The organism is Pseudomonas sp. Irchel 3A7, assembly GCF_900187565.1.
Lineage (GTDB): Bacteria > Pseudomonadota > Gammaproteobacteria > Pseudomonadales > Pseudomonadaceae > Aquipseudomonas.
This window is the reverse complement of record NZ_FYED01000015.1, coordinates 113,156-136,683: the sequence shown is the minus strand read 5'-3', so window position 1 is coordinate 136,683 and position 23,528 is coordinate 113,156. Positions and strand designations below refer to the sequence as shown.

Genomic DNA, 23,528 nt, shown 5'->3' with positions numbered 1-23,528 from the left:
GTTATGCTCACAGCTCAATTAAGCGACGGGATGCCGCGTGACTGAACTGAATAACCTCTGGCTGACAGAAACCATCCGCCTGCGCGAAGAACATGCAGGTCCCCTGGAAGACCTGGAAGCCAATCGCCTGGCCCGCAGCGCGGGCGGCGACCTGCCGACACGCATTCAACGCCGAGCCCTGTGGCTGGCCGAACGGGATGGCTTGGGCGCTGCGCTCAAGCATTGGCTTCAAGGGGCACGACTGGCGTTGATCGTACTGGCGGTGCTGGCCGTGGTCAGTGGCGCCGGCCTGGCATTTGCTGCACTGGGTGACGGCCAGACGCCGGTGAATGTGTTCTGGGCTTTGGGCAGTCTGCTCGGGCTCAATCTGATTCTGCTGCTGAGCTGGGCGATCGGTCTGGTGTTTGCCGGCGAGCACGGCGCCAGCCTTGGACGTCTGTGGTTATGGCTCAGCGAAAAGCTCGCCCGCGACGCCAAGGCCGCACAACTGGCACCTGCCCTGCTCTTGTTGCTGCAACGGCAGAAACTCAATCGCTGGGCCATCGGCGTGCTGGTCAACGGCCTGTGGTTACTGGCGATGCTCTGTGCACTGGTGATGCTGCTGACGCTCATGGCCACCCGGCGCTACGGTTTTGTCTGGGAAACCACCATCCTCGGCGCGGACACCTTTATCACCATGACCCAAGGCCTCGGCGCCCTGCCGGCCCTGCTCGGTTTCAGCGTCCCGACCGTGGAAATGATCCGCGCCAGTGGCGATGCCGCGCTGAACATCGAAAGCGCCCGCCAGGCCTGGGCCGCCTGGCTGGTCGGTATGCTGCTGGCCTACGGCGTCATACCTCGACTGCTGCTGGCGTTGTTTTGCCTGTGGCGCTGGAAAACCGGCCAAGCGGCGCTACGTCTGGATTTAAACCTGCCTGGCTATGCGCAACTGCGCGAACGCCTGATGCCCACCAGCGAACGCCTGGGCATCAGCGATGAAGCGCCTGCGCAACTGCATCGGGTCCAAAGCGGTGTCAGCGAAGCACAAAGCGACGGCGCGCTGCTGGTGGCCATCGAGCTGGATGACCAACGCCCGTGGCCACCGCAATTGCCGAAGAATGTGAGCAACGCCGGTATTCTCGACAGCCGTGAATCGCGACACAAACTCCTCGAACAGCTCAGCCGCTTCCCCCCGGCCCGCCTGGCCATCGCTTGCGATCCACAGCGTTCGCCGGATCGCGGCAGCCTGGCGCTGATCGCCGAACTGGCCCGCAGCGCCAGCGCCACTCGCGTATGGCTGCTGCAACCGCCGCCCGGCGAAGCGCTGGATGCCGACCGCCTTGGTGATTGGCATGCAGCACTGCAACAGTTGGAGCTGCCGTTTGCCGATTGTGCGCCGCTGAATTGGCTGGAGACGGGTCATGACTAATATCAGAAGCGGGCCTCTCAAACTCGCCGTGGTCGGCCACACCAACGTCGGCAAAACCTCGTTGCTGCGAACCCTGACCCGCGATGTCGGCTTCGGCGAAGTCTCCCATCGCCCCAGCACCACGCGCCATGTCGAGGGTGCGCGCTTGTCGGTGGACGGCGAACCCTTGCTCGACTTGTTCGACACACCCGGCCTGGAAGACGCCATCGCCCTGCTCGATTACCTCGAACGCCTGGAGCGCCCCGGCGAACGCCTCGACGGCCCGGCGCGACTGACGCGGTTCCTGGAAGGCAGCGAAGCGCGGCAGCGTTTCGAACAGGAAGCCAAGGTGCTGCGGCAACTGCTGACCTGCGATGCCGGGCTCTACGTGATCGACGCCCGCGAACCGGTGCTGGCCAAGTACCGTGACGAACTGGAAGTGCTGGCTGGGTGTGGCAAGCCGCTGCTGCCGGTGCTGAATTTCGTCAGCAGCGCCAATCACCGCGAACCGGCGTGGCGTGAAGCACTGGCGCGCCTGGGCCTGCATGCGTTGGTGCGATTCGACAGCGTCGCGCCGCCGGAGGATGGCGAGCGCCGACTCTATGAAAGCCTCGCACTCCTGCTGGAACATGCTCGTCCGCAACTTGAGCGGTTGATTGCCGATCAACAGGCTCAACGCCTTGCCCGCCAACAAAGTGCGGCGCGTCTGATAGCCGAATTATTGATCGATTGCGCCGCCTGCCGCCGCAGCGTGGTCAGCGATGCCGAACAGGAACAGCAAGCCATCGGCGAACTGCGCAAAGCCGTTCGCCAACGGGAACAGCGTTGCGTCGAAGCCCTGCTCAAGCTCTATGCCTTCCGCCCACAAGACGCGGCGGCCAGCGACTTGCCGCTGCTCGACGGCCGTTGGGGCGATGACCTGTTCAATCCCGAAACCCTCAAGCAATTGGGCGTGCGGGTCGGCGGCGGGATCGCAGCCGGCGCGGCCGCCGGTGCCGGGGTCGACTTGCTGGTGGGTGGAATTACCCTCGGCGCTGCAGCACTGGCCGGGGCCATCGCCGGTGGCGCCCTGCAAACCGCGCGCAGTTATGGCAGCCGGCTGTTGGGCAAGATCAAAGGCCAGCGTGAACTGACTGTCGATGATCAAGTGCTGCGGCTGCTGGCCCTGCGCCAGCGGCAACTGCTGCAAGCGCTGGACGCCCGTGGTCACGCGGCGATGGACAGCATCCAGGTGGCCACGCCCCAGGACAAATCCTGGCGCGAAGGCAAGTTGCCCGAAGCCCTGAACAAGGCGCGGGCACATCCGCAGTGGTCGTCGCTCAATACACATGCGAAGTTGAATCAGGCGGAGCGGCAGGAGCAGGTTGAAACATTGGCGCAGCAACTGTAAGAGCTGCGGTGTATGGACCGGCCCCTTCGCGAGCAGGCTCGCTCCCACAGTTGACCGCATTCCCCTGTGGGAGCGAGCCTGCTCGCGAAGTGCACACCTCAAATCGAGAGCCGAAAACTACCACCCGATCTTCAGAAACTCTCGTACCAACGCATTGACCCGAGTCCGATCCGTGCGATCAGCGTGGCCGTCGTTATCCACATCGGAGCACAGCACGATCTCGAACGCGCCATCGTTGTCGAGATCATGAACCGCTGCCTTGTAGGCGATGATCGGGCCTTCATGGAAATGCAATCGCACCGACTCCGGTGAGCCATCGCCAGTAGGGTTCAGCGAGAACATTCGCAGATGCCGCTCCTCGCCTTCACCGGCGTTGAACCATCTGCATTTCAAGTAGTTAGTGCCAAAGGTACTCAGCCGCCGAATTTCGTCGTCCGTCGCGTCACGCTTCCATTGTTCATCTTCAAAAAACTGAAACCGAAGCGTATCTGCCGCCCCACCGTCGCTTCGATCCTGAGCGATCACTTTTAGATAGCGCATCCATTTTCCTCCTTGTGAAAAGCTCAGCTTGAGCCCTGCCAACAAGGCGATCCATGCAACGCTTCGTCAATTAACGTAGGACCGTTCAGCAAACCTCGCGTGACAAGACGCCGACCGCCTTGCGCTTCAGCATATCGAGATCAATCAGCGGCACATGCATCTCCTTGGCCTGCTCATCCCACTGCCGCATGCGCAGACTGACGTCGCACAGCGGGTCCTGCTCGAAGGCCGCAGCTTCGGCAGCCGTCATCACCCCACCCTGATACGCCAACGTCCGGCGGCTGGCCTCGCTCAAACGCTCGTAATACCCCGGCTCCTTGAGCGTCAGGTAGCGCTTGGCCTGAACGTGATACTCCACCAAACGCGCCATGCGCTCGCTGAAACCAGCGCTGCGCAGGTAATCGGCGCCCAGCCGTTCATGGCTGACAACACCAAAACCGCCCATGTTTTCGGCGCCTTCGGCGCAGATATGCCCGATGTCGTGGAAAAACGCGGCGAGCACCACTTCGTCATCGAAGCCTTCGGCCATTGCACACTGCGCGGCCTGGGACATGTGTTCGATCTGCGATACCGGCTCGCCGATGTAATCGCTGTCGCCGAAGCGTTCGTACAGGGCGAACACCTTGGCGACTACCTGTTCGTTGTGGTTCATCAGAAATCTCTCGATGAAGTGGGATTTGCGTTGAATGGTAGACCGCTTTCGCGAGCAGGCTCGCTCCCACAGGTGACCACATCCCACTGTGGGAGCGAGCCTGCTCGCGAAGAGGCCCTGTCAAACGATGAAGATCTTACTTGGCCGCCACTTTCTCGGACTTGCCGTCATAGCGCTTGCGCCACTCGGTCAGGATTTCGTCTCGGTTCTTCGACGCCCAGGCAAAGTCGTTCTTGATCAAACGCTGCTCATAGTCAGCCGGCAATTCGGTCTGCGGCTTGGCGATACCCGGTTGGGCGAGTACGGCGAAGTTCTCTTTGTACAACTCCATCGCCTCAGGACTGGCCGAGAAGTCCGCGAGTTTCTTTGCCGCGTCTTCATGTGGCGTGCCCTTGATCACGGCAGTCGCTTCGATCTCCCAGCCCAGCCCTTCTTTCGGCAGGATGATGTCCAACGGCGCACCCTGGCGCTTCAGTTGCACAGCCGGATACTCGAAGGAAATACCGATCGGGAATTCACCCGCCGCTGCCAGTTTGCAGGGCTTGGAGCCGGAGTGAACGTACTGGCCGATGTTCTGGTGCAGGTCGTCCATGTACTGCCAGCCCTGCTTCTCGCCGAAGGTCTGCAACCAGGCGCTGACGTCGAGGAAACCGGTACCGGACGAAGCCGGGTTAGGCATGACGATCTTGCCCTTGTACTCAGGCTTGGTCAGGTCTTGCCAGCTCACCGGTTTGGTCAGGCCTTGCTTCTCGGCTTCGACGGTATTGAAGCAAATGGTCGCGGCCCAGACGTCCATGCCGACCCACGCTGGCGGGTTGGCGGCATCGCGGTAGTTGCCGCCGATTTTGCCCAGGTCCTTCGGCGCATAGCTTTGCAGCATGCCTTGCTGGTCGAGGATGGCCAGGCTCGAAGCGGCCAGGCCCCAGACCGCGTCAGCCTGAGGGCGGGCCTTTTCCGCCAGCAGCTTGGCGGTGATGATGCCGGTGGAATCACGTACCCATTTGATTTCTACGTCCGGGTTGGCCTTTTCGAACGCTTGCTTGTAGGTCTTCAGTTGTTCGGCTTCGAGGGCGGTGTACACCGTCAACTCGGTTTTCGCCGCAAAGGCGTTCAGGCTGAAAGCGGTGAGGACAGCGGCGGCCAGGGCCATAGGCTTGAACATGATCTTTTCCTGTTTTTGAGTTGAGGGGTGTGTACGGAGTCAATGACCGGGCGTGGTCTGCCGCCAGGCCTGCGAACGGCGCAGCAAGCCGCGCGAAGCCCAGGCCAGCAGCAGGGACACGCCTGCCGAGGTGAACAGAATCAGGGTCGACATCGCCGCCGCGCCGCCGACGTTGCCGGCGTCGTCCATGTTCAGTACCGCCACCGCCGCGAGGATGGTGTCGGGGCTGTAAAGGAAGATCGCTGCCGAGACGGTGGTCATGGCTGAAACGAACAGGTAGCGCACGATGTCCAGCAGCGCTGGCAGGCAAATCGGCACGGTGACCCGCAGGTAATGCCGGTACAGCGGCGCCTTGAGCGACAGTGCGGCCGCTTCGAACTCAGCGTCGAGCTGGCGCAATGCGGTGGTCGCAGTCATTTGTGCGGTGGTCAAATAGTGAGCAATGGTGCAGACCACCAGCAGGGTCATGGTCCCGTAGAGCACGTGCAGCGGATTGCCGGTGAGGTTGAAGAAGAAGACATAACCCAGGCCAAGCACCAGACCCGGTACCGCCATCGGTACGAAACTGAGCATGCGCAGGGTCAGATTCAGTCCGCGCTGGCCCTTGGTTTTTTCCATCAGGTAGGCACCGGTGAAGATCAGCACGCTGCCGATCAGCGCCGTGCACAACGCCATCTTCACGCTGTTGCCGTAGGCCAGCCAGCCACCGCCCGCCGTGTCGTTGAACTGGTAGTGGTTCAAAGACAACGACAGGTTGTATGGCCAGAATTTCACAAGCGACGAGAACACTGCCATGCCAAACACCAGCAGCAACGCAGCGCAAATCAGCAGCACGATGGCGAGGTAACAGCCGTCGCGCAGCTTCGACGGCGCCGGCTTGAAGACTTGGGCGCGGCCACTCATGGAGTCGCCATGACGCCGACGCAACCAGGCATCGACACCAAAGCTGAACAGCGCCGGCAACAGCAACACCATGCCGATCAAGGCACCGCGACCGAACTGCTGTTGACCGACCACGGCTTTGTAGGCTTCCAGCGCCAGCACTTGATAGTCGCCACCGACCACCACGGGCACGCCGAAGTCGGTAATGGTCAAGGTGAACACCAGGCAGAACGCGGCGAATACCGCCTGGCGCGTCGCCGGCCAAGTGATGCTGCGAAACGCTTTAGCCGGACCGGCGCCCATGCTGGACGCGGCATCGAACAGACGCGCATCCGCCAGGGACAGGGCTGACAGCAGAATCATCAAGGCGTGTGGGAAGGTGTAGATGACCTCCCCCAGCACAATGCCCCAGAAGCCGTAGATATTGTCCGAGAGTAAACCGCGCAGCATGCCCTGATTGCCAAACAGATAAACCAGTGCGATGCCCGGCAGCATCGATGGCGCCATCAGTGGCAGCAACGAGATCCCGCGCCAGATGCCTTTGCCCGCAATCAGCGTGCGTTGCAGGGCGTAGGCAAACAGATAGGCCAGCGGTACGACAATGGCCGCGACGCTGAGGGATACCTTGAGGCTGTTGCCCAGCAGCCAGTGAAAGTTGGCACTGGTCATCAATTCCCGCGCCGCCAGCCAGCCACCGCCCTGCCCGGCTTCGGAACTGAAACCGCGCCAGAAAATGGCCAGCAACGGCATCAATACAGCGACGCCGAGCAACACCAGCAACAGGACTTTGCCGCCAACCACAAACAGCCGATCACCGATCTCGGCACGAGAGACTGGCCGCACCTGCTTGCGCGGTAGCGGCAGCGCGATGTTCGCGCTCATCAGGCAAACACCTGCAGGCTGCGCGGTGGCAAGGCAACCATGATCTGCTGCGCACCGAGACGTGGCATGGCGTCCGGTGCCAGTTCGGCCAGTAAAGCGTGACCCGGCAGTTGATCGAGCTCGAAGCTCATGCGGCAGCGGTTGCCGAGAAAGGTGATTTCGCGAACCTTGGCCGGGAACAGGTTTTCTTCGTGCACCACGGGGTTGACGTTGATGGCTTCGGGGCGGCAGAACAAACGGCCCGAGGCGGTCTTGGCGCTGCCCTCGGCCAGGCGCAGGTTCATCCCGCCGACCCGGGCGTGACTGTCGCTGCCGCTGTGGAACGGCAACCAGTTGCCCTGGCCGACGAACTCCGCCACGAATGGCGTGGCCGGGCGGTTGTAGATGTCCTGCGGCGTGGCGTACTGCTCGACCTTGCCGTTGTTCATCACGGCGATGCGGTCAGCCATCAGCATGGCCTCGTCCTGATTGTGGGTGACCATCAGGGTGGTAACGCCGAGCTCCCGTTGCAGTTGACGCAGTTCGGTACACAGGTGCTCGCGGACACGGGCGTCGAGGGCCGACATCGGTTCATCCAGCAGCAACAACGACGGCGCCGGTGCCAAGGCCCGAGCCAGCGCGACCCGTTGCTGCTGACCACCGGACAATTGGCCCGGGTACTTTTTCTCACTGCCACTCAGGCCGACCAGTTCGAGCATCTGCCCGACACGCTGACGCACTTCATCGCGACCACTGCCGGCCAGGCCGTAGGCGATGTTCGCTTCGACGGTGAGATTGGGAAACAGCGCGTAGGACTGAAACAGAATGCCGTAGTCCCGAGCCTGCGGGGCCAGGTGGGAAACGTCACGGTCGCCCAGGTACAACTCGCCGCGGTCCTGCCGTTCAAGACCGGCGATGCAACGCAATAAGGTGGTTTTGCCACAACCGGACGGCCCGAGCAGACAGACCAACTCACCGGCCGCCACGTCGAGGGAAACGTTGTCCAGTGCAGTGAAGGCGCCAAAACGCTTGTGCACGCCGCGCACTTTCATGGGTGCGCCGGGATTGGTCAGGATCGAATTGTTCATGGACGGACCTCATCTAACAGATGAAGGCCATCCTAGAGTTGTAATGCGTCCGTCATGTGGCAGTGAGGCAAAATCGGCCGATAGTGGTATTCGGGATTTTTGGTTCAAGTTTTGTGTTGTCTGATCTGCCGCCATCGCTGGCAAGCCAGCTCCCACAAGTCGTGCACAATCCTGTGGGAGCTGGCTTGCCAGCGATGAGGCCAGCATAGGCAATCGAAATCTCAGGCCGGAGACATTTCCTGCGCCACCCCGAGAAACGCCGCCGGTAACCGCGCGTTTTTGCGCTCCTTGAGGCAATACAAATACTCCGGCAGCAAGGGCGCATTCTCGATGCTCAGCACCCGCAACTGTGGATCGTGGGGCACTTCCTGGCGGGCGATGAGGCTGATGCCGATGTTGCGCAACACCGCTTCGCGGATCGACTCGCGGCTGCCGATCTCCAGCAACGGCCCGACACCCACTCCGGCGCCGGCCAGCAACTCTTCGGTCATGCGCCGGGTAGTCGAGCCCGGTTCGCGCATCAACAATGTGTGTCCGGCCAGCGCGCTGAGCGGTACATGGTCGTGGACCGCCAACGGATGATTGCGATGCACCGCCAGCACCAGCGGATCGCTGCCGAGCACCCGCCGGATCAACCGCGCATCCTCCAGCAACTGCGACGACGCCGCGACATCGACCCGGTATTCCTCCAGCGCTTCGAGTACCTGCTGGGAGTTGCCGATTTCCACCGACACCTCCACCTGCGGCAAGCGCTCGCGAAAGGTCTTCACCAGATCGAGGATGTAATACGGCGCCGTGGCGGCGATGCGCAATGTGCCTTGACCCTGGCCGCTGTTACGCAGGAAAAACTCGATGTCGGCTTCCTGCTGCATCAACGCCTTGACCATCGGCAGCAGGCGCGCCCCTTCGTCGCTGACGCTGAGACGGCGCCCGCCACGGTAGAACAGTTCCACCGAGTACTGGCTTTCGAGGTTGCGAATCTGAGTCGTCACCGTCGGCTGGCTCAGGCCGAGCTTTTTCGCTGCCAGGGTAATGCTGCCCAGGCGGGCAACCATGTAAAACGCCTTCAGCTCGGCACTCAGCACAACCATCCCTCTTCTTCTATTTGCGCAGCAGGCGCAAACCGTTGAACACCACCAACAGGCTCACGCCCATGTCGGCAAACACTGCCATCCACATGGTAGCGAGCCCGGCGAAGGTTACCCCAAGAAAGATCGCCTTGATGACCAATGCCAGGGCGATGTTCTGTTTGAGGATGCTCGATGTCTGCCGCGACAGACGGATGAAGGCTGGGATTTTGCGCAGATCGTCGTCCATCAGGGCGACATCGGCGGTCTCGATGGCGGTATCGGTGCCGGCGGCGGCCATGGCGAAACCAATTTCCGAACGCGCCAGCGCCGGGGCGTCGTTGATGCCGTCGCCGACCATGCCGACGTGGTGGCCTTGTGCATAAAGCGCTTCGATGGCTTGCAGCTTATCGGTCGGGAGCAGGTCACCCTGTGCCTGATCGATGCCGACCTGCGCGGCAATCGCCTGGGCGGTGTGGACGTTATCGCCGGTCAACATCAGGGTTTTGACGCCCAGCTCGTGCAGTTGCCGGATCGCTTCGCGGCTGGACGCCTTCACCGTGTCAGCCACGGCAAACAGCGCCAACGGGCCGGACTGATCGAGCAACAGCACCACCGACTTGCCCTGTTTCTCCAGGGCGAACAGCTTGTCTTCCAGCGCCGGCGAGCACAGGCCCAGATCTTCGACCAAGCGATGGTTGCCCAAATGGTAGAGCTTGCCGTTGATCTCGCCGCGCACCCCGCGCCCGCCCAGGGCCTCGAAGTTATCCACAGCCAGCGGCGCCGATTGTTTATCCACAACCTCGTTGGCGATGGCCCGCGACACCGGGTGATCCGAACGACCGGCCAACGCCGCGGCAATCACCGGGGCCGATGCATCGGCGTTGGGATCGAGCGAGAGGTAATCGGTCTGCACCGGTTTGCCATGGGTGAGGGTGCCGGTCTTGTCCAGGGCCAGATAATCGAGCTTGTAGCCGCCTTCCAGATAAACGCCGCCCTTTACCAGAATGCCCTTGCGTGCCGCTGCCGCGAGGCCGCTGACGATGGTCACCGGAGTGGAGATCACCAAGGCACAAGGACAGGCGACGACCAACAACACCAGAGCGCGGTAGATCCAGTCAAACCACAGAGCATTCATGAACAGCGGCGGAATCACCGCCACCGCCAGGGCCAGGATAAACACCGCAGGGGTGTAGATTTTCGAGAAGCTGTCGACGAATCGCTGGGTCGGCGCTCGCGCGCCCTGGGCTTGTTCAACGGCGTGGATGATCCGCGCCAGGGTCGAATGGTTCGCCGCGGCGGTCACGGCATATTCCAGTGAGCCGGCCTGATTGATCGTGCCGGCGAACACTTTGTCGCCAACCGTTTTCTCCACCGGCAGGCTTTCACCGGTAATCGGCGCCTGATCGATGGTCGAATTGCCCGCCAACACCTCGCCATCCAGACCGATACGCTCGCCGGGCCGCACCCGTACCCGCGCACCAAGGTCGATGGTTTTCACGTCTTGCGCGGCCCAACTACCGTCGGCCTGCAACACCGTCGCCTGTTCCGGGGTCATCTGCATCAGGCCGCTGATGGCGTTACGTGCGCGATCCAGGGATTTGGCTTCAATCAACTCGGCCACGGTGAACAGGAACATCACCATCGCCGCTTCCGGCCACTGCCCGATCAGGATCGCGCCCGTCACGGCGATGCTCATCAGTGCGTTGATGTTCAGGTTGAGGTTCTTCAGGGCGATCCAGCCCTTTTTATAGGTGCCAAGGCCGCCACTGAGGATTGAGATCAATGCGATAACCGCGACTACCCAGTTCGGCGCGGCACTGGTGAAGTGGATCACTTCCGCCACCAGAGCACCGACACCGGACAGCGCCAACGGCCACCAGGGCTTTTTCCCCGGTGTCGTTGCCGGTGCTTCGGTGCCCTGATCCAGCGGCTCGGCCTGCATGCCAAGGGACTTGATGGCGTCGATGATCGGCGCGGTACTCGTCAGGTTGTGCGTGACACCCAGCACCCGATTAATCAGATTGAACTCCAGCTGCTGCACGCCAGTCAGTTTTCCTAACTTGTTCTGAATCAGCGTTTGCTCGGTGGGGCAGTCCATCGCTTCGATGCGAAAACTGCTCAGCCGCGCATCGGCACTGGGCGCCTCGCTCAACTGGATCAGCGCGGGCGTTGCGACTTTCGACGAACAGCAAGTATCACCATGGCCACCCTGTACATGAGGCTTCACGGGTTTGAATGTGCTGCAGCAAGCATCTTCGGGTTTGTGGGAGTGCAGGGAATCGCTCATGGGTTTCGTCCATAAAAGTGCCTGTTGCCAAGTAAAGACCCTGTAGCCACTATAGGGTCAAGCACCCTTTTTGGAGATCGTCGTCATGAAGATCGGAGAGCTGGCGAAACTCACGGATTGTGCAGTTGAAACAATCCGCTATTACGAACGCGAAAACCTGCTGCCGGAACCGGCACGCAGCGACGGCAACTATCGTGTCTACACCCAGGCCCACGCCGAGCGCCTGACCTTCATCCGCAACTGCCGCACCCTCGACATGACCCTCGAAGAAATCCGCAGCCTGCTGGCCTTTCGCGACAGCCCGCAGGACCAGTGCGAAAGCGTCAACGCGCTGATCGACGAGCACATCCACCACGTCAAGGCGCGGATCGATGGGTTGCTGGCGCTCCAGACACAACTGCTCGACCTGCGCCAACGCTGCAGCGAAGGGCCGGATATCGATCAATGCGGGATTTTGCAGCGGCTGGAGGTAAGTGGCGGGGTCGTTGCGACCGAGGTGGAGCATTCCCATGTGGGCCGCAGTCATGGCCACTGAGAACACTATAAAACCACTGTGGGAGCGAGCCTGCTCGCGAAAGCGATCAGCCATTCAACATTAACGTTGACTGATCCACCGCTTTCGCGAGCAGGCTCGCTCCCACAGGTTTTACGATTTGTCTTTATACCGCCATTGGCGCCGTCATCGGCGCATGGTGCTCGTAGCCTTCCAGCGAAAAATCGCCCGGCTCGACCAATTCCAGCCACTCAGGCTGATAAACACCCGTCTTGGCAAACTCCGGCACGCGGTCGGAGATCTTCAGTTTCGGCATCGGGAACGGCTCGCGCTTTAGCTGTTCGTTGAGCATGTCCAGGTGGTTTTCATAGACGTGGGCGTCGCCGATGAAATAGGTGAACCAGCGCGGCGTGTAACCGGTCAGGCGACCTATCAGGCTCAACAGCGCGGCGCCTTCAGTGAGGTTGAACGGCGTGCCCAGGCCCAAGTCGTTGGAGCGGATGTAGAGCGTCAAAGAGATCTCTTTGGTCTCGACATTCGGGTGGAACTGGTACAGCAAGTGGCACGGCGGCAGGGCCATTTCATCGAGTTGGGCGACGTTCCAGCCGTGGAACAGGATGCGGCGGCTGCCCGGGTCCTTGATGATGGTGTCGACGCACTGGCGAACCTGATCGATGGCCTTGTACAGCACCACGTAGGCCAGGCCGTCTTCCTCACCTTCGGCGATCTGACGGTAGCCTTGCTTCAGGGTCTGCTCGATGGCGGCCGGGTTGCTGACCGGGATCTGCTTGTACGCCGGCCATTTGCGCCATTGCACGCCGTAGATTTCGCCGAGGTCGTCTTCGCCCTGACGGAACGGGTTGGCCAGCCACTGGGCGTTTTCGTTGGCGTTCTGGTCCCAGACCTTGCAGCCCAGCGCACGGAACTCGGCGGCGTTGTTCACGCCACGCAGAAAACCGCACATCTCGCCGATGGCCGATTTGAAGGCCATCTTGCGCGTGGTGATCGCCGGGAAACCTTCCTGCAGGTCATAACGCAGCATCGCGCCGGGAAAGCTGATGGTATTCACGCCGGTGCGGTTGGCCTGTTTGGTGCCGTTCTTGATGACGTGGGCGACCAGTTCGAGATATTGCTTCATGAGTTACCTGTGTCCTTGAACCCGCAGCCATCGCTGCGGGGTTCGAATTTATACGGCTGCCGCTGGAGTGGCCGGAGCACGGTGATACGCCAGCCAGATCAGGAACAGACCACCGACGATCATCGGCACGCACAAGACCTGACCCATGGTCAGCCAGTTCCAGGCCAGATAGCCCAGTTGCGCGTCCGGCACGCGGACGAATTCGACGATGAAACGGAAAATGCCATAGAACAGCGCGAACATGCCCGACACCGCCATGGTTGGCCGCGGTTTGCGCGAGAACAACCACAGGATCAGGAACAGCGCCACGCCTTCCAGTGCAAACTGATACAACTGCGACGGGTGACGCGGCAACTGCGCCGGGTCGCTGAACGGTGGGAAAATCATCGCCCATGGCACATCGGTCGCCTTGCCCCACAGCTCTGCATTGATAAAGTTGCCGATGCGCCCGGCACCCAGGCCGATCGGCACCATCGGTGCAACGAAGTCCATCAGCTGGAAGAACGACTTGTTGTTCTTCTTGCCGAACCACAGCGCCGCCAGCATCACGCCGATGAAGCCACCGTGGAACGACATGCCGCCCTTCCACACTTCAAATATCAGCGTCGGGTTGGCCAGGTAGGCATGCAGATCGTAGAACAGCACATAACCCAGGCGCCCGCCGACGATTACCCCCATCGACATCCAGAACACCATGTCGGAGAGTTTCTCCTTGGTCCAGGTCGGGTCGAAGCGGTTCAACCGGCGTGACGCCAGCCACCAGGCGCCGCCGATGCCGATCAGGTACATCAACCCGTACCAGTGAATTTTCAGCGGACCAATGGCCAGGGCCACCGGGTCGATCTGCGGGTAAGGCAGCATTGCGACTCCTTATTAGCGTTCAAATCTTCAAATTCCCGGGCGACGCTGTCACCTCAGGATTAAGCCAGGATTGCGCTGCGCGTCAGAACAGATGCTTCAGACTAGAAAGTTCAGACCAACGCAGAACAGCAAAGCGGCAAACAGTCTTTTCAGCAACTTTGGCGACAGATTGTGTGCCAGTCGCGCACCGAAGCGGGCAAAGACCATGCTGGTCAGGGCAATGCCCAGCACTGCCGGCAAATAAACAAAACCGAGACTATGGGCCGGCAACAGGGGATCGTGCCAGCCCAGAATCATGAAACTTAATGCACTTGCCAACGCGATCGGCAGGCCGCACGCCGACGAGGTCGCCACCGCCTGTTGCATCGGCACGCTGCGCCAGGTCAGGAACGGCACGGTCAGCGAACCACCGCCAATCCCGAAAATCGCCGAGGCCCAACCGATTACGCTACCGGCCACAGTCAGCCCGACTTTACCCGGCACGGTTCGACTGGCCTTGGGTTTGAGGTCCAGCGCCAGCTGCGCGGCGATCACCAGGGCGAACACACCGATGATCTTTTGCAGGTTGGGTCCGGAGATCGCTTCGGCGGTCAGGGCGCCGAATCCGGCACCGAGCAGAATGCCGACGGTCATCCACACGAAGATCGGCCAACGCACGGCGCCACGGCGATGGTGCTCGCGCACGGCGTTGACCGAAGTAAAGATGATCGTCGCCAGCGATGTACCGACCGCGAGGTGCGTCAGGATCGACGGATCGAAACCTTGCGCCTTGAAACTGAACACCAGCACCGGGACGATAATGATCCCGCCACCGACCCCGAACAACCCGGCCAGCACGCCTGCGCAGGCGCCTAGCGCCAGATAGAGCAGAAATTCCATGGTGCATCCCCAAAACCGGAGCGGCATGGTAACGGATGCATGGCCTCGGGCTCCACTGGATGGCGATGGATACCCGCACCCTGACTGCGTAGAGTGGGTAAAAAAACACACAAGGACCACCTTATGTGCCTGATTGTTTTCGCCTGGCGACCGGGTCATGCCCAGCCGCTGATCGTGGCGGCCAACCGCGACGAGTTCTATGCCCGCCCCAGCCTGCCGCTGGCGCCATGGCCCGAAGCACCACAGGTGCACGCCGGCCGCGACCTGGAGGCCGGGGGCACCTGGCTCGGCGTCAGCGCCAAAGGGCGGTTTGCCGCACTGACCAACATCCGCGATCCCCATAGACCACCAGGGCGCAAGTCCCGAGGTGAGCTGGTGGCACGCTTCCTCGCTGGCGAAATGCCGATCGATGACTATTTAGCCGACGTTGTCGCACGTTCACCGGAATACGGCGGTTTTAACCTGCTGGTTGGCAATCCCCATGAGCTCTGGCACTTCAATGCCCGGGAATCGGAAGCCGTGATGCTGCCTCCCGGGGTTTATGGGCTGTCGAACGCCGGGCTGGATACGCCCTGGCCGAAACTGCTCAAAGCCAAGGCTGCATTGAACGAAGTGCTGGACGATCCGCAACCTCAGGCACTGCTGGCGTTGCTCAGCGATGCCCAGCAAGCACCCTTTGCCGATCTGCCGGATACGGGCGTTGGGCTGGCCACCGAGACGCTGCTGTCGAGCGTGTTCATTGCCAGCCAGAGTTATGGGACTCGGGCGAGTACGGCGTTGATTGTGCGGGCGGACGGCACGCGGCACATGGTCGAACGGAGTTTCGGGCCGTATGGCGGGCATCTTGGGGAAGTGGAGATTCTGCTTTAGATCGTTGCTGTCAGCTCGGACCTCTTCGCGAGCAGGCTCGCTCCCACAGGGATCTTCGGTGAACACAGGATTTGTGAACATTGAAGATCAAGTGTGGGAGCGAGCCTGCTCGCGAAGGGGGCGCCGCGGATTCAGTGGGGCTTGATCGCCGCCGGATTGATCATCCGCGCCAACCCGAGGTTCTTCAGCGCCAGTTGCAGCGAGCTGTGGATCACTTGCGGGTTGTCGATGGTCATCAGCTCAGCCAGTAATTCCCTGGCCTTGCTCAGGTTGATCTGGCGCAACATCCACTTCACTTTCGGCAAGTTGGTGGCGTTCATCGACAAGCTGTCGAAACCCATCGCCATCAACAGCACGGCCGCCGCCGGATCACCGGCCATCTCGCCGCAGATACTCACCGGCTTGCCTTCGGCATGGGCGTCACGCACCACGGTTTGCAGGGCTTGCAGCACCGCCGGGTGCAGGTAGTCGTAGAGGTCGGCCACCCGCGGGTTGTTTCGGTCCACGGCCAGCAGATACTGGGTCAGGTCGTTGGAGCCGACCGACAGGAAGTCCACCTGCCGCGCCAGTTCCTTGGTCTGGTACACCGCCGCCGGAATCTCGATCATCACGCCAACCGGCGGCATCGGCACGTCGCAGCCTTCGTCGCGCACTTCACCCCAAGCCCGGTGGATCAGGTGCAAGGCCTCTTCCAGTTCATGGGTGCCGGAGATCATCGGCAGCAGAATCCGCAGGTTGTTCAGGCCTTCACTGGCCTTGAGCATGGCACGGGTCTGCACCAGGAAGATTTCCGGGTGGTCCAGGGTCACGCGTATGCCGCGCCAGCCGAGGAACGGGTTGTCTTCCTTGATCGGGAAGTACGACAGCGACTTGTCGCCGCCGATGTCCAGGGTACGCATGGTCACCGGTTGCGGGTGGAACGCGGCGAGCTGCTCGCGGTAGATCGCCAGCTGTTCCTTTTCACTCGGGAAACGCTGGTTGATCATGAACGGCACTTCGGTACGGTACAGGCCGACACCTTCGGCGCCGCGCTTCTGTGCCCGCGCCACGTCCGCCAGCAGGCCGGTGTTGACCCACAACGGCATGCGATGCCCATCGACCGTGATGCAGGGCAGATCGCGCAGCGCATCGAGCCCCAGGGCCAGTTGTTTTTCTTCCTCGACGATTTCGGCGAACTGCTTGCGCAGCACGTCGCTCGGGTTGGTATAGACCTCGCCGTGGTAGCCGTCGACGATCATCTGGATGCCGTCGACCTTGGAGTACGGCAGGTCGACCAGGCCCATCACCGTCGGGATGCCCATGGCGCGTGCCAGGATCGCCACGTGGGAGTTGCCGGAGCCGAGTACTGAAACCAGACCGGCCAGCTTGCCCTCCGGGACCTCGCCGAGCATCGCCGGCGTCAGCTCTTCGCTGACCAGAATGGTGTTGTCGGGGTAGACCAGGGTTTGCTGACGCTCTTCCTGCAAGTACGCGAGCAGGCGACGCCCCAGGTCCTTGACGTCCGATGCACGCTCACGCAGGTAAGCGTCGTCCATCAGCTCGAAACGGTTGACGTGATCGGTGACCACCTGGCGCAAGGCGCCCTGGGCCCACTGCCCGGTCTTGATCACGGTGGTCACTTCGCTGCCCAACGCCTCGTCGGCGAGCATCATCAGGTAGACGTCGAACAGCGCGCGCTCTTCAGGGCGCAACTGCGTGGCGAGCTTGGCGGACAGGGTGCGCATGTCAGCGCGCACACCTTCGATCGCGGTCTTGAACAACCCGAGTTCGGCTTCAATGTCGCTGATGGTCTTGTCGGGAACCACATCCAGGTCGGCCGGTGGCAGCATGACCACCGCGGTGCCGACCGCCGCACCTGGTGAGCCCGGCACGCCGACGAACTTGGCTTCCTGAATCCCTTTGCCCTGACGGCCCAGGCCACGGATCGAACCGGTGGCCTCGGCGTGGGCGATAACCCCGGCGAGTTGCGCGCTCATGGTCACGAGGAAGGCTTCTTCACCTTCATCGAACTGGCGGCGTTCTTTCTGCTGAATGACCAACACGCCGACGACGCGACGGTGGTGGATGATCGGCGCCCCGAGGAACGAGGCGTAGCGCTCCTCGCCGGTTTCGGCAAAGTAGCGGTAGCGCGGGTGATCCGCGGCGTTTTCGAGGTTCAGGGGTTCTTCACGCGTGCCGACCAGGCCGACCAGACCTTCATTGGGGGCCATGCTGACCTTGCCGATCGAGCGCTTGTTCAAGCCCTCGGTGGCCATCAGCACGAAACGGTTGGTCTCGGGATCGAGCAGGTAGACCGAGCAGACCTGGCTGCCCATGGCCTCTTTGACGCGCAACACAATAATCCCCAACGCCGCCTTGAGATCCTTGGCGGAGTTAACTTCCTGGACGATCTTGCGCAGCGTATTGAGCATGGCTCGGGGTCGAACTCCGTCGTCAGTCGCGCGCTAAAAGGCGCGGGGCAAGCTCTTTGAGAGCGCGGCGATATACCTCGCGCTTGAATGTCACCACCTGGCCCAACGGATACCAATAGCTGACCCAACGCCAGCCATCGAATTCCGGTTTACCGGTCAAATCCATCCGCACCCGCTGCTCGTTGGAGACCAGGCGCAGGAGAAACCATTTCTGTTTCTGGCCGATGCACAGCGGTTGGCTGTGGGTCCTGACCAGACGTTGCGGCAAACGATAACGCAACCAGCCCCGGGTGCAGGCGAGTATTTCAACATCTTCGCGCTCCAGGCCCACTTCTTCGTTCAACTCGCGGTACAAGGCGTCTTCCGGCGTCTCCTGGGGGTTGATCCCGCCTTGAGGAAACTGCCAGGCATCTTGATTGATACGGCGAGCCCATAGCACCTGGCCGGCATCATTCGTAAGAATGATCCCGACATTAGGACGGAAACCATCGGGGTCGATCACGGCAACAACCTCGCAAACGCATGTCGCCGCATTGTTCCACAAAGGTTGTGAGGGCAGCAACGCGCCGGACTACGTTATGTGCACTCTTGTGAAAAGTCCGTATTCTGGACGCCTTTCTACAGACTTTTCAGCGAGTAACTGCAATGCGGCTGGCTTTATTCGACTTGGACAACACGCTTCTGGGCGGCGACAGCGACCACGCCTGGGGCGACTACCTTTGTGAGCGCGGCCTCCTCGACGCCGTTGCCTACAAGACACGCAACGACGAGTTCTATCAGGATTACCTGGCGGGCAAGCTGGATAACGACGCCTACCTGAACTTCTGCCTGGAAGTCCTCGGCCGCACCGAAATGGCCACGCTGGATCTATGGCACCGCGACTACATGCGCGATTGCATCGAACCGATCGTGCTGCCCAAGGCCATCGAACTGTTGGCCAAACACCGCGATGCCGGCGACAAACTGGTGATCATCACCGCCACCAACCGCTTCGTCACAGGCCCCATTGCGCAGCGCCTGGGTGTCGAAACCCTGATCGCCACCGAATGTGAAATGCTCGATGGTCGCTATACCGGGCGCAGCACTGATGTGCCGTGTTTCCGTGAAGGCAAGGTGACGCGGTTGAATCGTTGGCTGGAAGAGACCGGGCATAACCTGGAGAACAGCTACTTCTACAGCGATTCGATGAATGATCTGCCGTTGCTGGAGCAGGTGACGAATCCGATTGCGGTCGATCCGGATCCCAACTTGCGCGCCGAAGCCGAGAAGCGCGGCTGGCCGGTGATTTCGTTGCGCGATTGAAATCGCTTTCGCGAGCAGGCTCGCTCCCACAGTGGATGTGTGACCAGCACAAACTTCCCTGTGGGAGCGAGCCTGCTCGCGAATGGGACAACTCGGTTTGCAGGGTTAAACTGGTTTAGCGCCCATCAAGCCCGCAATCGCGACAAAGCAAACAAAACTGAACAACGCCAGGGCAAAGGTAAACTTGCCCACGGCACCCGGCGTCTTGCGCACTTTGTTCAGTCGCACCAGCAACCAGAACCACGCCAGCGCCGCCACGGTGTAGAGCACGCTCGACGCCAGCAGCCAGGTCTGCCCCAACGGCCAGCCCACCAGGTGCACCATCCACCAGCCTGTAAACGGCATGCTCAGCAGCGTGAGCCCCATCAACAGCCAGATGAACACGCGCGGCCGTTGCAGCGTGCGGCTTGCCGCCGTTGCATCGCCATTACGCCGGGTCCGCCAGACCCAGATCCCCAGACCCAGCGCACACAACAGCACCACCACCGTGGCCACCATGTGCGCCGCTTTCAGGGCCGTTAACGTTTCCATGATTCGATTTCCTTAAGCCATGCCCATCAGCGTAGCCGTTCAGCCAAGAAACAGTTGATAGGCCGGGTTGTCGCTTTCATCCCAGTACGGGTAGCCGATTTCCTCCAGCGCCGCCGGCACTAGGTGGCGTTCATCGTGAGGCACCTGCAGCCCCGCGACCACGCGGCCATCCGCCGCACCATGATTGCGGTAGTGGAACATCGAGATGTTCCAGCGCCCACCCAGCTTGTTGAGGAAGTTGAACAGCGCTCCCGGACGCTCCGGGAATTCGAAACGCAGAATCACCTCATCCACCACATGCGCCGCGCGACCGCCGACCATGTGACGGATGTGCAACTTGGCCAGTTCGTTGTCGGTCAGGTCGACCACCGGGAAGCCCTGATCACCGAGACTGGTGATCAATGCACTGCGGGGGTCGGTGTCGGGGTGCGTCTGCACGCCAACGAAGATGTGCGCTTCGCTGCCGGTGTTGTAGCGGTAGTTGAATTCAGTGATCTGGCGCTTGCCGATGGCTTCGCAGAACGCCTTGAAGCTGCCCGGTTTTTCGGGGATGGTCACGGCGATGATGGCTTCGCGGCCCTCGCCCAGTTCGGCGCGCTCGGCCACGTGGCGCAGGCGATCGAAGTTGACGTTGGCACCGGAGTCGATGGCCACCAACGTGTGCCCGGTGATGCCGTGCTGTTCGACATACTTTTTGATCCCGGCCACGCCCAGGGCGCCGGCAGGTTCGGTGATCGAGCGGGTATCGTCGTAGATGTCCTTGATCGCCGCGCAGATTTCGTCGGTGCTTACAGTGATGATTTCATCGACATGATCCTTGCAGATATCAAACGTGTGTTGGCCGATCTGGGCCACCGCCACGCCGTCGGCAAAGATGCCCACGGTCGGCAGCACCACGCGCTCGCCCGCGGCCATGGCGGCCTGCAGGCAATTGGAGTCGTCCGGCTCGACGCCGATGATCTTGATATCCGGACGCAGGTATTTAACGTACGCCGCGATGCCGGCAATCAAGCCGCCGCCGCCCACCGGGACGAAAATCGCGTCCAGGCGTCCCGGATGCTGACGCAAAATCTCCATGGCCACCGTGCCCTGCCCGGCAATGGTATGGGGATCGTCATAGGGGTGAATGTAGACGTAGCCTTTTTCGTCGACCAGTTTCAGCGAGTAGGCCAGGGCTTCGGGGAACGAATCACCGTGCAGCACCACTTTGCCACCACGCGAACGCACGCCTTCGACCTTGATCTCGGGGGTGGTCTTGGGCATGACGATGGTCGCCTTCACGCCCAATACCTTCGCCGCCAGGGCCAGGCCTTGCGCGTGGTTGCCGGCTGAAGCCGTAACCACGCCACGGGCGCGCTCTTCATCGCTCAATTGGGTCAGCTTGTTGTAGGCGCCGCGAATCTTGAACGAGAACACCGGCTGCAAGTCTTCACGCTTGAGCCAAATCTCGTTGCCCAGCCGCTCGGAAAGCTGACGGGCAGTCTGCAATGGGGTTTCTACGGCAACGTCATAAACGCGCGAGGTGAGGATCTTTTTGACGTACTGTTCAAGCATCGGAAAGCATCACTGAGCGGGTTGGGCAGGACCACGGAGTCTAACCCGGCTTTTGTCCGCACGACCACACTAAACAGGTGGTTTTACAGCCTGACACTTTCCTGTGGCGAGGGAGCTTGCTCCCGCTGGAGTGCGTAGCGCTCCCCCCCTGCATTCTTTCGGATGTACCGTGCACACAGTTTTTACGACTGCTGCGCAGCCGAGCGGGAGCAAGCTCCCTCGCCACAAAAGCCAATAAAAGCCGCCCGCCAATCGGGCAATGACCTTCACCGCCCCGAGGCCTATAATGCCGGCCTTTCGTTCCCCTCTTCGGCACCTCGGAGCCCGCATGACCCAGGATCAACTCAAACAGGCAGTGGCTCAGGCCGCCGTCGACTTCATCCTTCCGAAACTCGACGACAAGAGCATCGTCGGGGTCGGCACCGGCTCCACCGCCAACTGTTTCATCGATGCCCTGGCGCAACACAAGGGTGCCTTCGATGGCGCGGTCGCCAGTTCCGAGGCCACCGCTGCCCGCCTCAAGGGCCATGGCATTCCGGTGTACGAGCTCAACACGGTCAGCGACCTGGAGTTCTATGTCGATGGCGCCGATGAAAGCGACGAGCACCTGAACCTGATCAAGGGCGGTGGCGCGGCCCTGACCCGCGAGAAGATTGTCGCGGCCGTGGCCAAGACCTTCATCTGCATCGCCGACGCCAGCAAACTGGTACCGGTACTCGGCGCGTTCCCGCTGCCGGTGGAAGTGATCCCGATGGCCCGCAGTCACGTGGCCCGCCAACTGGTGAAGCTTGGCGGCGACCCGGTCTACCGTGAAGGCGTGCTGACCGACAACGGCAACATCATCCTTGATGTGTTCAACCTGCAGATCACCAATCCAGTAGAACTGGAGACGCAGATCAATGCGATCGTGGGCGTGGTCACCAACGGCCTGTTCGCGGCCCGTCCGGCGGATCTGCTGCTGCTGGGGACCAGTGAAGGTGTGAAAACCCTGCGCGCCGAGTAAGCCAGGCACGCCGATAAACCTGTGGGAGCGAGCCTGCTCGCGAATGGGTCCTGTCAGTCGATAGAGATGTTGACTGGCAGACCGCTTTCGCGAGCAGGCTCGCTCCCACAGTTGTTTTTGGGTGCTTGTCAGGGTTGTGCCGGTTTCTTGAAGACGTAGAACAGATTCGGCTCACTCACCAGGTACATCGTGCCGTCGTCATCCATGGCGATCCCTTCCGCTTGCGGCACGGTCTTTTGCAGCCCCTGACGCCCCTTGATCAACGACATGGTGCTCAGCGGTCGCCCGTCCACATCCAGCTCCAGAATCAGCCTCGACTCATCGGACAGCGCCATCAAGTGGCCGCTGCGTTCGTCGTATTGCAGGCTCGACAGATCGCGCACGAACATCCCGGCGTCCCGCTTCGGATTGTTGACGACGTGTACCGCGTAGGATTTTTCTGGATTGAAATGCGGAAAGCCGTGCACTTCGTAGATCAGCATCGGGTCGCGCTCCTTGGCGACAAACAGGCGCTTGCCCGCCGAATCGTAAGCCAGACCTTCAAAACCCTTGTTGCCAGCCATGTGCACGCCGAGGGTCATCTGTTCGGCATCGGCGGAATCGAGAAAAGTGGTGTCCGGCTCCAGATGAATTTTGATCAGTCGCTGTTCGCGCTCATCCGTAATCACGTAGGTATCGGCACTGATGAATTCCACCGCTTCCGGATCGCCAAAACCGACCAGCGCGATGCGGCGCACAATCTTGCCATCAAGGGAAAGCTCGATCAGCTCGGCGTTCTTGTTGGTGACGGTAAACAGGCTTTTGCGCACCGGGTCGTAAGTCAGCGCTGAAACATCGTCGTCCAGCCCTTCAATGACCTGCCCCTCCAGCACTACCCGATATTGGTCCAGGCCAATGGATTGAGTACTCATCGGCTGCCAGAACGTGCGCAGGTTGAACCAGCCACGCTCGAACAGACGCAGGTGTTGGCCGAACGCGATCAACACAATCAATGCGATCAACGCGATCATCGAGACGATGAGAATCAGCGGTTTGGGGCGGGCAAATCGGCGCATTGGGGGCAGGCTCGGAATCAAAACAGGCGGATGAAATATCACGACTGGCTGAATTAAAGCTTAATGGCCAGTTGCCCGCTCCTACAATCGAGCGCCGAAAGTCCTACAAGAT

Annotated in this window: 21 protein-coding genes; 6 read left to right on the top strand and 15 right to left on the bottom strand. The window is 61.2% G+C overall.

The genetic code is table 11. From position 1 onward, the window contains the following. Positions 1 to 37 precede the first annotated feature (37 nt). Positions 38 to 1,408: a DUF2868 domain-containing protein gene (locus CKW21_RS23770; protein WP_095196337.1), complete on the top strand. Its 1,371-nt coding sequence runs from the start codon at positions 38 to 40 to the stop codon at positions 1,406 to 1,408. Beyond that, a complete protein-coding gene (locus CKW21_RS23765; protein WP_095196336.1) occupies positions 1,401 to 2,777 on the top strand; it encodes a GTPase/DUF3482 domain-containing protein in 1,377 nt (458 codons plus the stop codon). The genes CKW21_RS23770 and CKW21_RS23765 overlap by 8 nt, the downstream gene beginning before the upstream one ends. Positions 2,778 to 2,894: 117 nt before the next feature. Here CKW21_RS23765 and CKW21_RS23760 read toward each other — a convergent pair whose 3' ends face one another. The 7 genes from CKW21_RS23760 to CKW21_RS23730 all read right to left on the bottom strand — a co-directional run bounded on the left by CKW21_RS23760 (position 2,895) and on the right by CKW21_RS23730 (position 11,319). After that, positions 2,895 to 3,317, bottom strand: a complete 423-nt coding sequence (locus CKW21_RS23760) for a hypothetical protein (RefSeq protein ID WP_095196335.1) — start codon at positions 3,315 to 3,317, stop codon at positions 2,895 to 2,897. A gap of 85 nt (positions 3,318 to 3,402) precedes the next feature. Next, on the bottom strand, positions 3,403 to 3,969 hold the full coding sequence (locus tag CKW21_RS23755) for a phosphonate degradation HD-domain oxygenase (RefSeq protein ID WP_095196334.1): 567 nt from the start codon (positions 3,967 to 3,969) through the stop codon (positions 3,403 to 3,405). Positions 3,970 to 4,105: 136 nt separating this feature from the next. Beyond that, entirely contained in the window at positions 4,106 to 5,131 is a 1,026-nt protein-coding gene (locus CKW21_RS23750) for a putative 2-aminoethylphosphonate ABC transporter substrate-binding protein (RefSeq protein WP_095196333.1), read from the bottom strand. A 39-nt stretch (positions 5,132 to 5,170) separates the two neighbouring features. After that, positions 5,171 to 6,895 (bottom strand): putative 2-aminoethylphosphonate ABC transporter permease subunit, encoded by a 1,725-nt coding sequence (locus CKW21_RS23745; protein ID WP_095196332.1) that lies wholly within the window; start codon positions 6,893 to 6,895, stop codon positions 5,171 to 5,173. After that, on the bottom strand, positions 6,895 to 7,962 hold the full coding sequence (locus CKW21_RS23740) for a putative 2-aminoethylphosphonate ABC transporter ATP-binding protein (protein ID WP_095196331.1): 1,068 nt from the start codon (positions 7,960 to 7,962) through the stop codon (positions 6,895 to 6,897). The genes CKW21_RS23745 and CKW21_RS23740 overlap by 1 nt, the downstream gene beginning before the upstream one ends. A 221-nt stretch (positions 7,963 to 8,183) precedes the next feature. Continuing rightward, positions 8,184 to 9,047, bottom strand: a complete 864-nt coding sequence (locus tag CKW21_RS23735; RefSeq protein ID WP_095196395.1) for a LysR family transcriptional regulator — start codon at positions 9,045 to 9,047, stop codon at positions 8,184 to 8,186. Between the two features lie 16 nt (positions 9,048 to 9,063). After that, a complete protein-coding gene (locus CKW21_RS23730; RefSeq protein ID WP_095196330.1) occupies positions 9,064 to 11,319 on the bottom strand; it encodes a heavy metal translocating P-type ATPase in 2,256 nt (751 codons plus the stop codon). Positions 11,320 to 11,404: 85 nt separating this feature from the next. Between CKW21_RS23730 and cadR the strand changes: the two genes are divergently transcribed. Then, positions 11,405 to 11,854, top strand: coding sequence for a Cd(II)/Pb(II)-responsive transcriptional regulator (gene cadR / locus CKW21_RS23725; RefSeq protein ID WP_007987649.1), 450 nt, complete (start codon positions 11,405 to 11,407; stop codon positions 11,852 to 11,854). A 124-nt stretch (positions 11,855 to 11,978) separates the two neighbouring features. Here cadR and CKW21_RS23720 read toward each other — a convergent pair whose 3' ends face one another. The 3 genes from CKW21_RS23720 to CKW21_RS23710 all read right to left on the bottom strand — a co-directional run bounded on the left by CKW21_RS23720 (position 11,979) and on the right by CKW21_RS23710 (position 14,690). Then, on the bottom strand, positions 11,979 to 12,950 hold the full coding sequence (locus CKW21_RS23720) for a thymidylate synthase (protein ID WP_095196329.1): 972 nt from the start codon (positions 12,948 to 12,950) through the stop codon (positions 11,979 to 11,981). 48 nt (positions 12,951 to 12,998) lie between these two features. Next, entirely contained in the window at positions 12,999 to 13,811 is an 813-nt protein-coding gene (gene lgt, locus CKW21_RS23715; RefSeq protein WP_095196328.1) for a prolipoprotein diacylglyceryl transferase, read from the bottom strand. Between the two features lie 96 nt (positions 13,812 to 13,907). Next, positions 13,908 to 14,690 carry a sulfite exporter TauE/SafE family protein gene (locus CKW21_RS23710; RefSeq protein ID WP_095196327.1) on the bottom strand — a complete coding sequence of 261 codons (783 nt, stop codon included), beginning with the start codon at positions 14,688 to 14,690 and terminating at the stop codon, positions 13,908 to 13,910. Between the two features lie 123 nt (positions 14,691 to 14,813). Here CKW21_RS23710 and CKW21_RS23705 point away from each other — a divergent pair, with 123 nt between their 5' ends. Further along, positions 14,814 to 15,560, top strand: coding sequence for an NRDE family protein (locus CKW21_RS23705; protein ID WP_095196326.1), 747 nt, complete (start codon positions 14,814 to 14,816; stop codon positions 15,558 to 15,560). Positions 15,561 to 15,691: 131 nt separating this feature from the next. On the opposite strand, the gene ptsP is transcribed toward CKW21_RS23705, so the two are convergent. Together ptsP and CKW21_RS23695 are read right to left on the bottom strand one after the other, a co-directional pair. Continuing rightward, positions 15,692 to 17,971 (bottom strand): phosphoenolpyruvate--protein phosphotransferase, encoded by a 2,280-nt coding sequence (ptsP, locus tag CKW21_RS23700; protein WP_095196325.1) that lies wholly within the window; start codon positions 17,969 to 17,971, stop codon positions 15,692 to 15,694. 22 nt (positions 17,972 to 17,993) lie between these two features. Further along, positions 17,994 to 18,473, bottom strand: coding sequence for an RNA pyrophosphohydrolase (locus CKW21_RS23695; RefSeq protein WP_008064982.1), 480 nt, complete (start codon positions 18,471 to 18,473; stop codon positions 17,994 to 17,996). A 143-nt stretch (positions 18,474 to 18,616) separates the two neighbouring features. On the opposite strand from CKW21_RS23695, the gene CKW21_RS23690 reads away from it, so the two are divergent. Then, positions 18,617 to 19,273, top strand: coding sequence for an HAD family phosphatase (locus CKW21_RS23690; protein ID WP_095196324.1), 657 nt, complete (start codon positions 18,617 to 18,619; stop codon positions 19,271 to 19,273). A gap of 105 nt (positions 19,274 to 19,378) precedes the next feature. Here CKW21_RS23690 and CKW21_RS23685 read toward each other — a convergent pair whose 3' ends face one another. Together CKW21_RS23685 and ilvA are read right to left on the bottom strand one after the other, a co-directional pair. Beyond that, positions 19,379 to 19,804, bottom strand: a complete 426-nt coding sequence (locus tag CKW21_RS23685; protein WP_095196323.1) for a DUF2269 domain-containing protein — start codon at positions 19,802 to 19,804, stop codon at positions 19,379 to 19,381. Positions 19,805 to 19,843: 39 nt separating this feature from the next. Beyond that, positions 19,844 to 21,358, bottom strand: coding sequence for a threonine ammonia-lyase, biosynthetic (ilvA, locus tag CKW21_RS23680; RefSeq protein ID WP_095196322.1), 1,515 nt, complete (start codon positions 21,356 to 21,358; stop codon positions 19,844 to 19,846). Positions 21,359 to 21,686: 328 nt separating this feature from the next. Here ilvA and rpiA point away from each other — a divergent pair, with 328 nt between their 5' ends. Then, on the top strand, positions 21,687 to 22,361 hold the full coding sequence (gene rpiA, locus CKW21_RS23675) for a ribose-5-phosphate isomerase RpiA (RefSeq protein ID WP_095196321.1): 675 nt from the start codon (positions 21,687 to 21,689) through the stop codon (positions 22,359 to 22,361). 128 nt (positions 22,362 to 22,489) lie between these two features. On the opposite strand, the gene CKW21_RS23670 is transcribed toward rpiA, so the two are convergent. Continuing rightward, on the bottom strand, positions 22,490 to 23,416 hold the full coding sequence (locus CKW21_RS23670) for an SdiA-regulated domain-containing protein (protein WP_095196320.1): 927 nt from the start codon (positions 23,414 to 23,416) through the stop codon (positions 22,490 to 22,492). Between the last annotated feature and the right edge of the window lie 112 nt (positions 23,417 to 23,528).

Excerpts from the sequence above, each read along its gene's own strand:
- CKW21_RS23765 (WP_095196336.1), top strand. The coding sequence starts at position 1,401 with ATGACTAATATCAGAAGCGGGCCTCTCAAACTCGCCGTGGTCGGCCAC.
- CKW21_RS23760 (WP_095196335.1), bottom strand. The coding sequence starts at position 3,317 with ATGCGCTATCTAAAAGTGATCGCTCAGGATCGAAGCGACGGTGGGGCG.
- CKW21_RS23755 (WP_095196334.1), bottom strand. The coding sequence starts at position 3,969 with ATGAACCACAACGAACAGGTAGTCGCCAAGGTGTTCGCCCTGTACGAA.
- CKW21_RS23750 (WP_095196333.1), bottom strand. The coding sequence starts at position 5,131 with ATGTTCAAGCCTATGGCCCTGGCCGCCGCTGTCCTCACCGCTTTCAGC.
- CKW21_RS23745 (WP_095196332.1), bottom strand. The coding sequence starts at position 6,895 with ATGAGCGCGAACATCGCGCTGCCGCTACCGCGCAAGCAGGTGCGGCCA.
- CKW21_RS23740 (WP_095196331.1), bottom strand. The coding sequence starts at position 7,962 with ATGAACAATTCGATCCTGACCAATCCCGGCGCACCCATGAAAGTGCGC.
- CKW21_RS23730 (WP_095196330.1), bottom strand. The coding sequence starts at position 11,319 with ATGAGCGATTCCCTGCACTCCCACAAACCCGAAGATGCTTGCTGCAGC.
- cadR (WP_007987649.1), top strand. The coding sequence starts at position 11,405 with ATGAAGATCGGAGAGCTGGCGAAACTCACGGATTGTGCAGTTGAAACA.
- CKW21_RS23720 (WP_095196329.1), bottom strand. The coding sequence starts at position 12,950 with ATGAAGCAATATCTCGAACTGGTCGCCCACGTCATCAAGAACGGCACC.
- lgt (WP_095196328.1), bottom strand. The coding sequence starts at position 13,811 with ATGCTGCCTTACCCGCAGATCGACCCGGTGGCCCTGGCCATTGGTCCG.
- CKW21_RS23710 (WP_095196327.1), bottom strand. The coding sequence starts at position 14,690 with ATGGAATTTCTGCTCTATCTGGCGCTAGGCGCCTGCGCAGGCGTGCTG.
- CKW21_RS23705 (WP_095196326.1), top strand. The coding sequence starts at position 14,814 with ATGTGCCTGATTGTTTTCGCCTGGCGACCGGGTCATGCCCAGCCGCTG.
- ptsP (WP_095196325.1), bottom strand. The coding sequence starts at position 17,971 with ATGCTCAATACGCTGCGCAAGATCGTCCAGGAAGTTAACTCCGCCAAG.
- CKW21_RS23690 (WP_095196324.1), top strand. The coding sequence starts at position 18,617 with ATGCGGCTGGCTTTATTCGACTTGGACAACACGCTTCTGGGCGGCGAC.
- CKW21_RS23685 (WP_095196323.1), bottom strand. The coding sequence starts at position 19,804 with ATGGAAACGTTAACGGCCCTGAAAGCGGCGCACATGGTGGCCACGGTG.
- ilvA (WP_095196322.1), bottom strand. The coding sequence starts at position 21,358 with ATGCTTGAACAGTACGTCAAAAAGATCCTCACCTCGCGCGTTTATGAC.
- rpiA (WP_095196321.1), top strand. The coding sequence starts at position 21,687 with ATGACCCAGGATCAACTCAAACAGGCAGTGGCTCAGGCCGCCGTCGAC.
- CKW21_RS23670 (WP_095196320.1), bottom strand. The coding sequence starts at position 23,416 with ATGCGCCGATTTGCCCGCCCCAAACCGCTGATTCTCATCGTCTCGATG.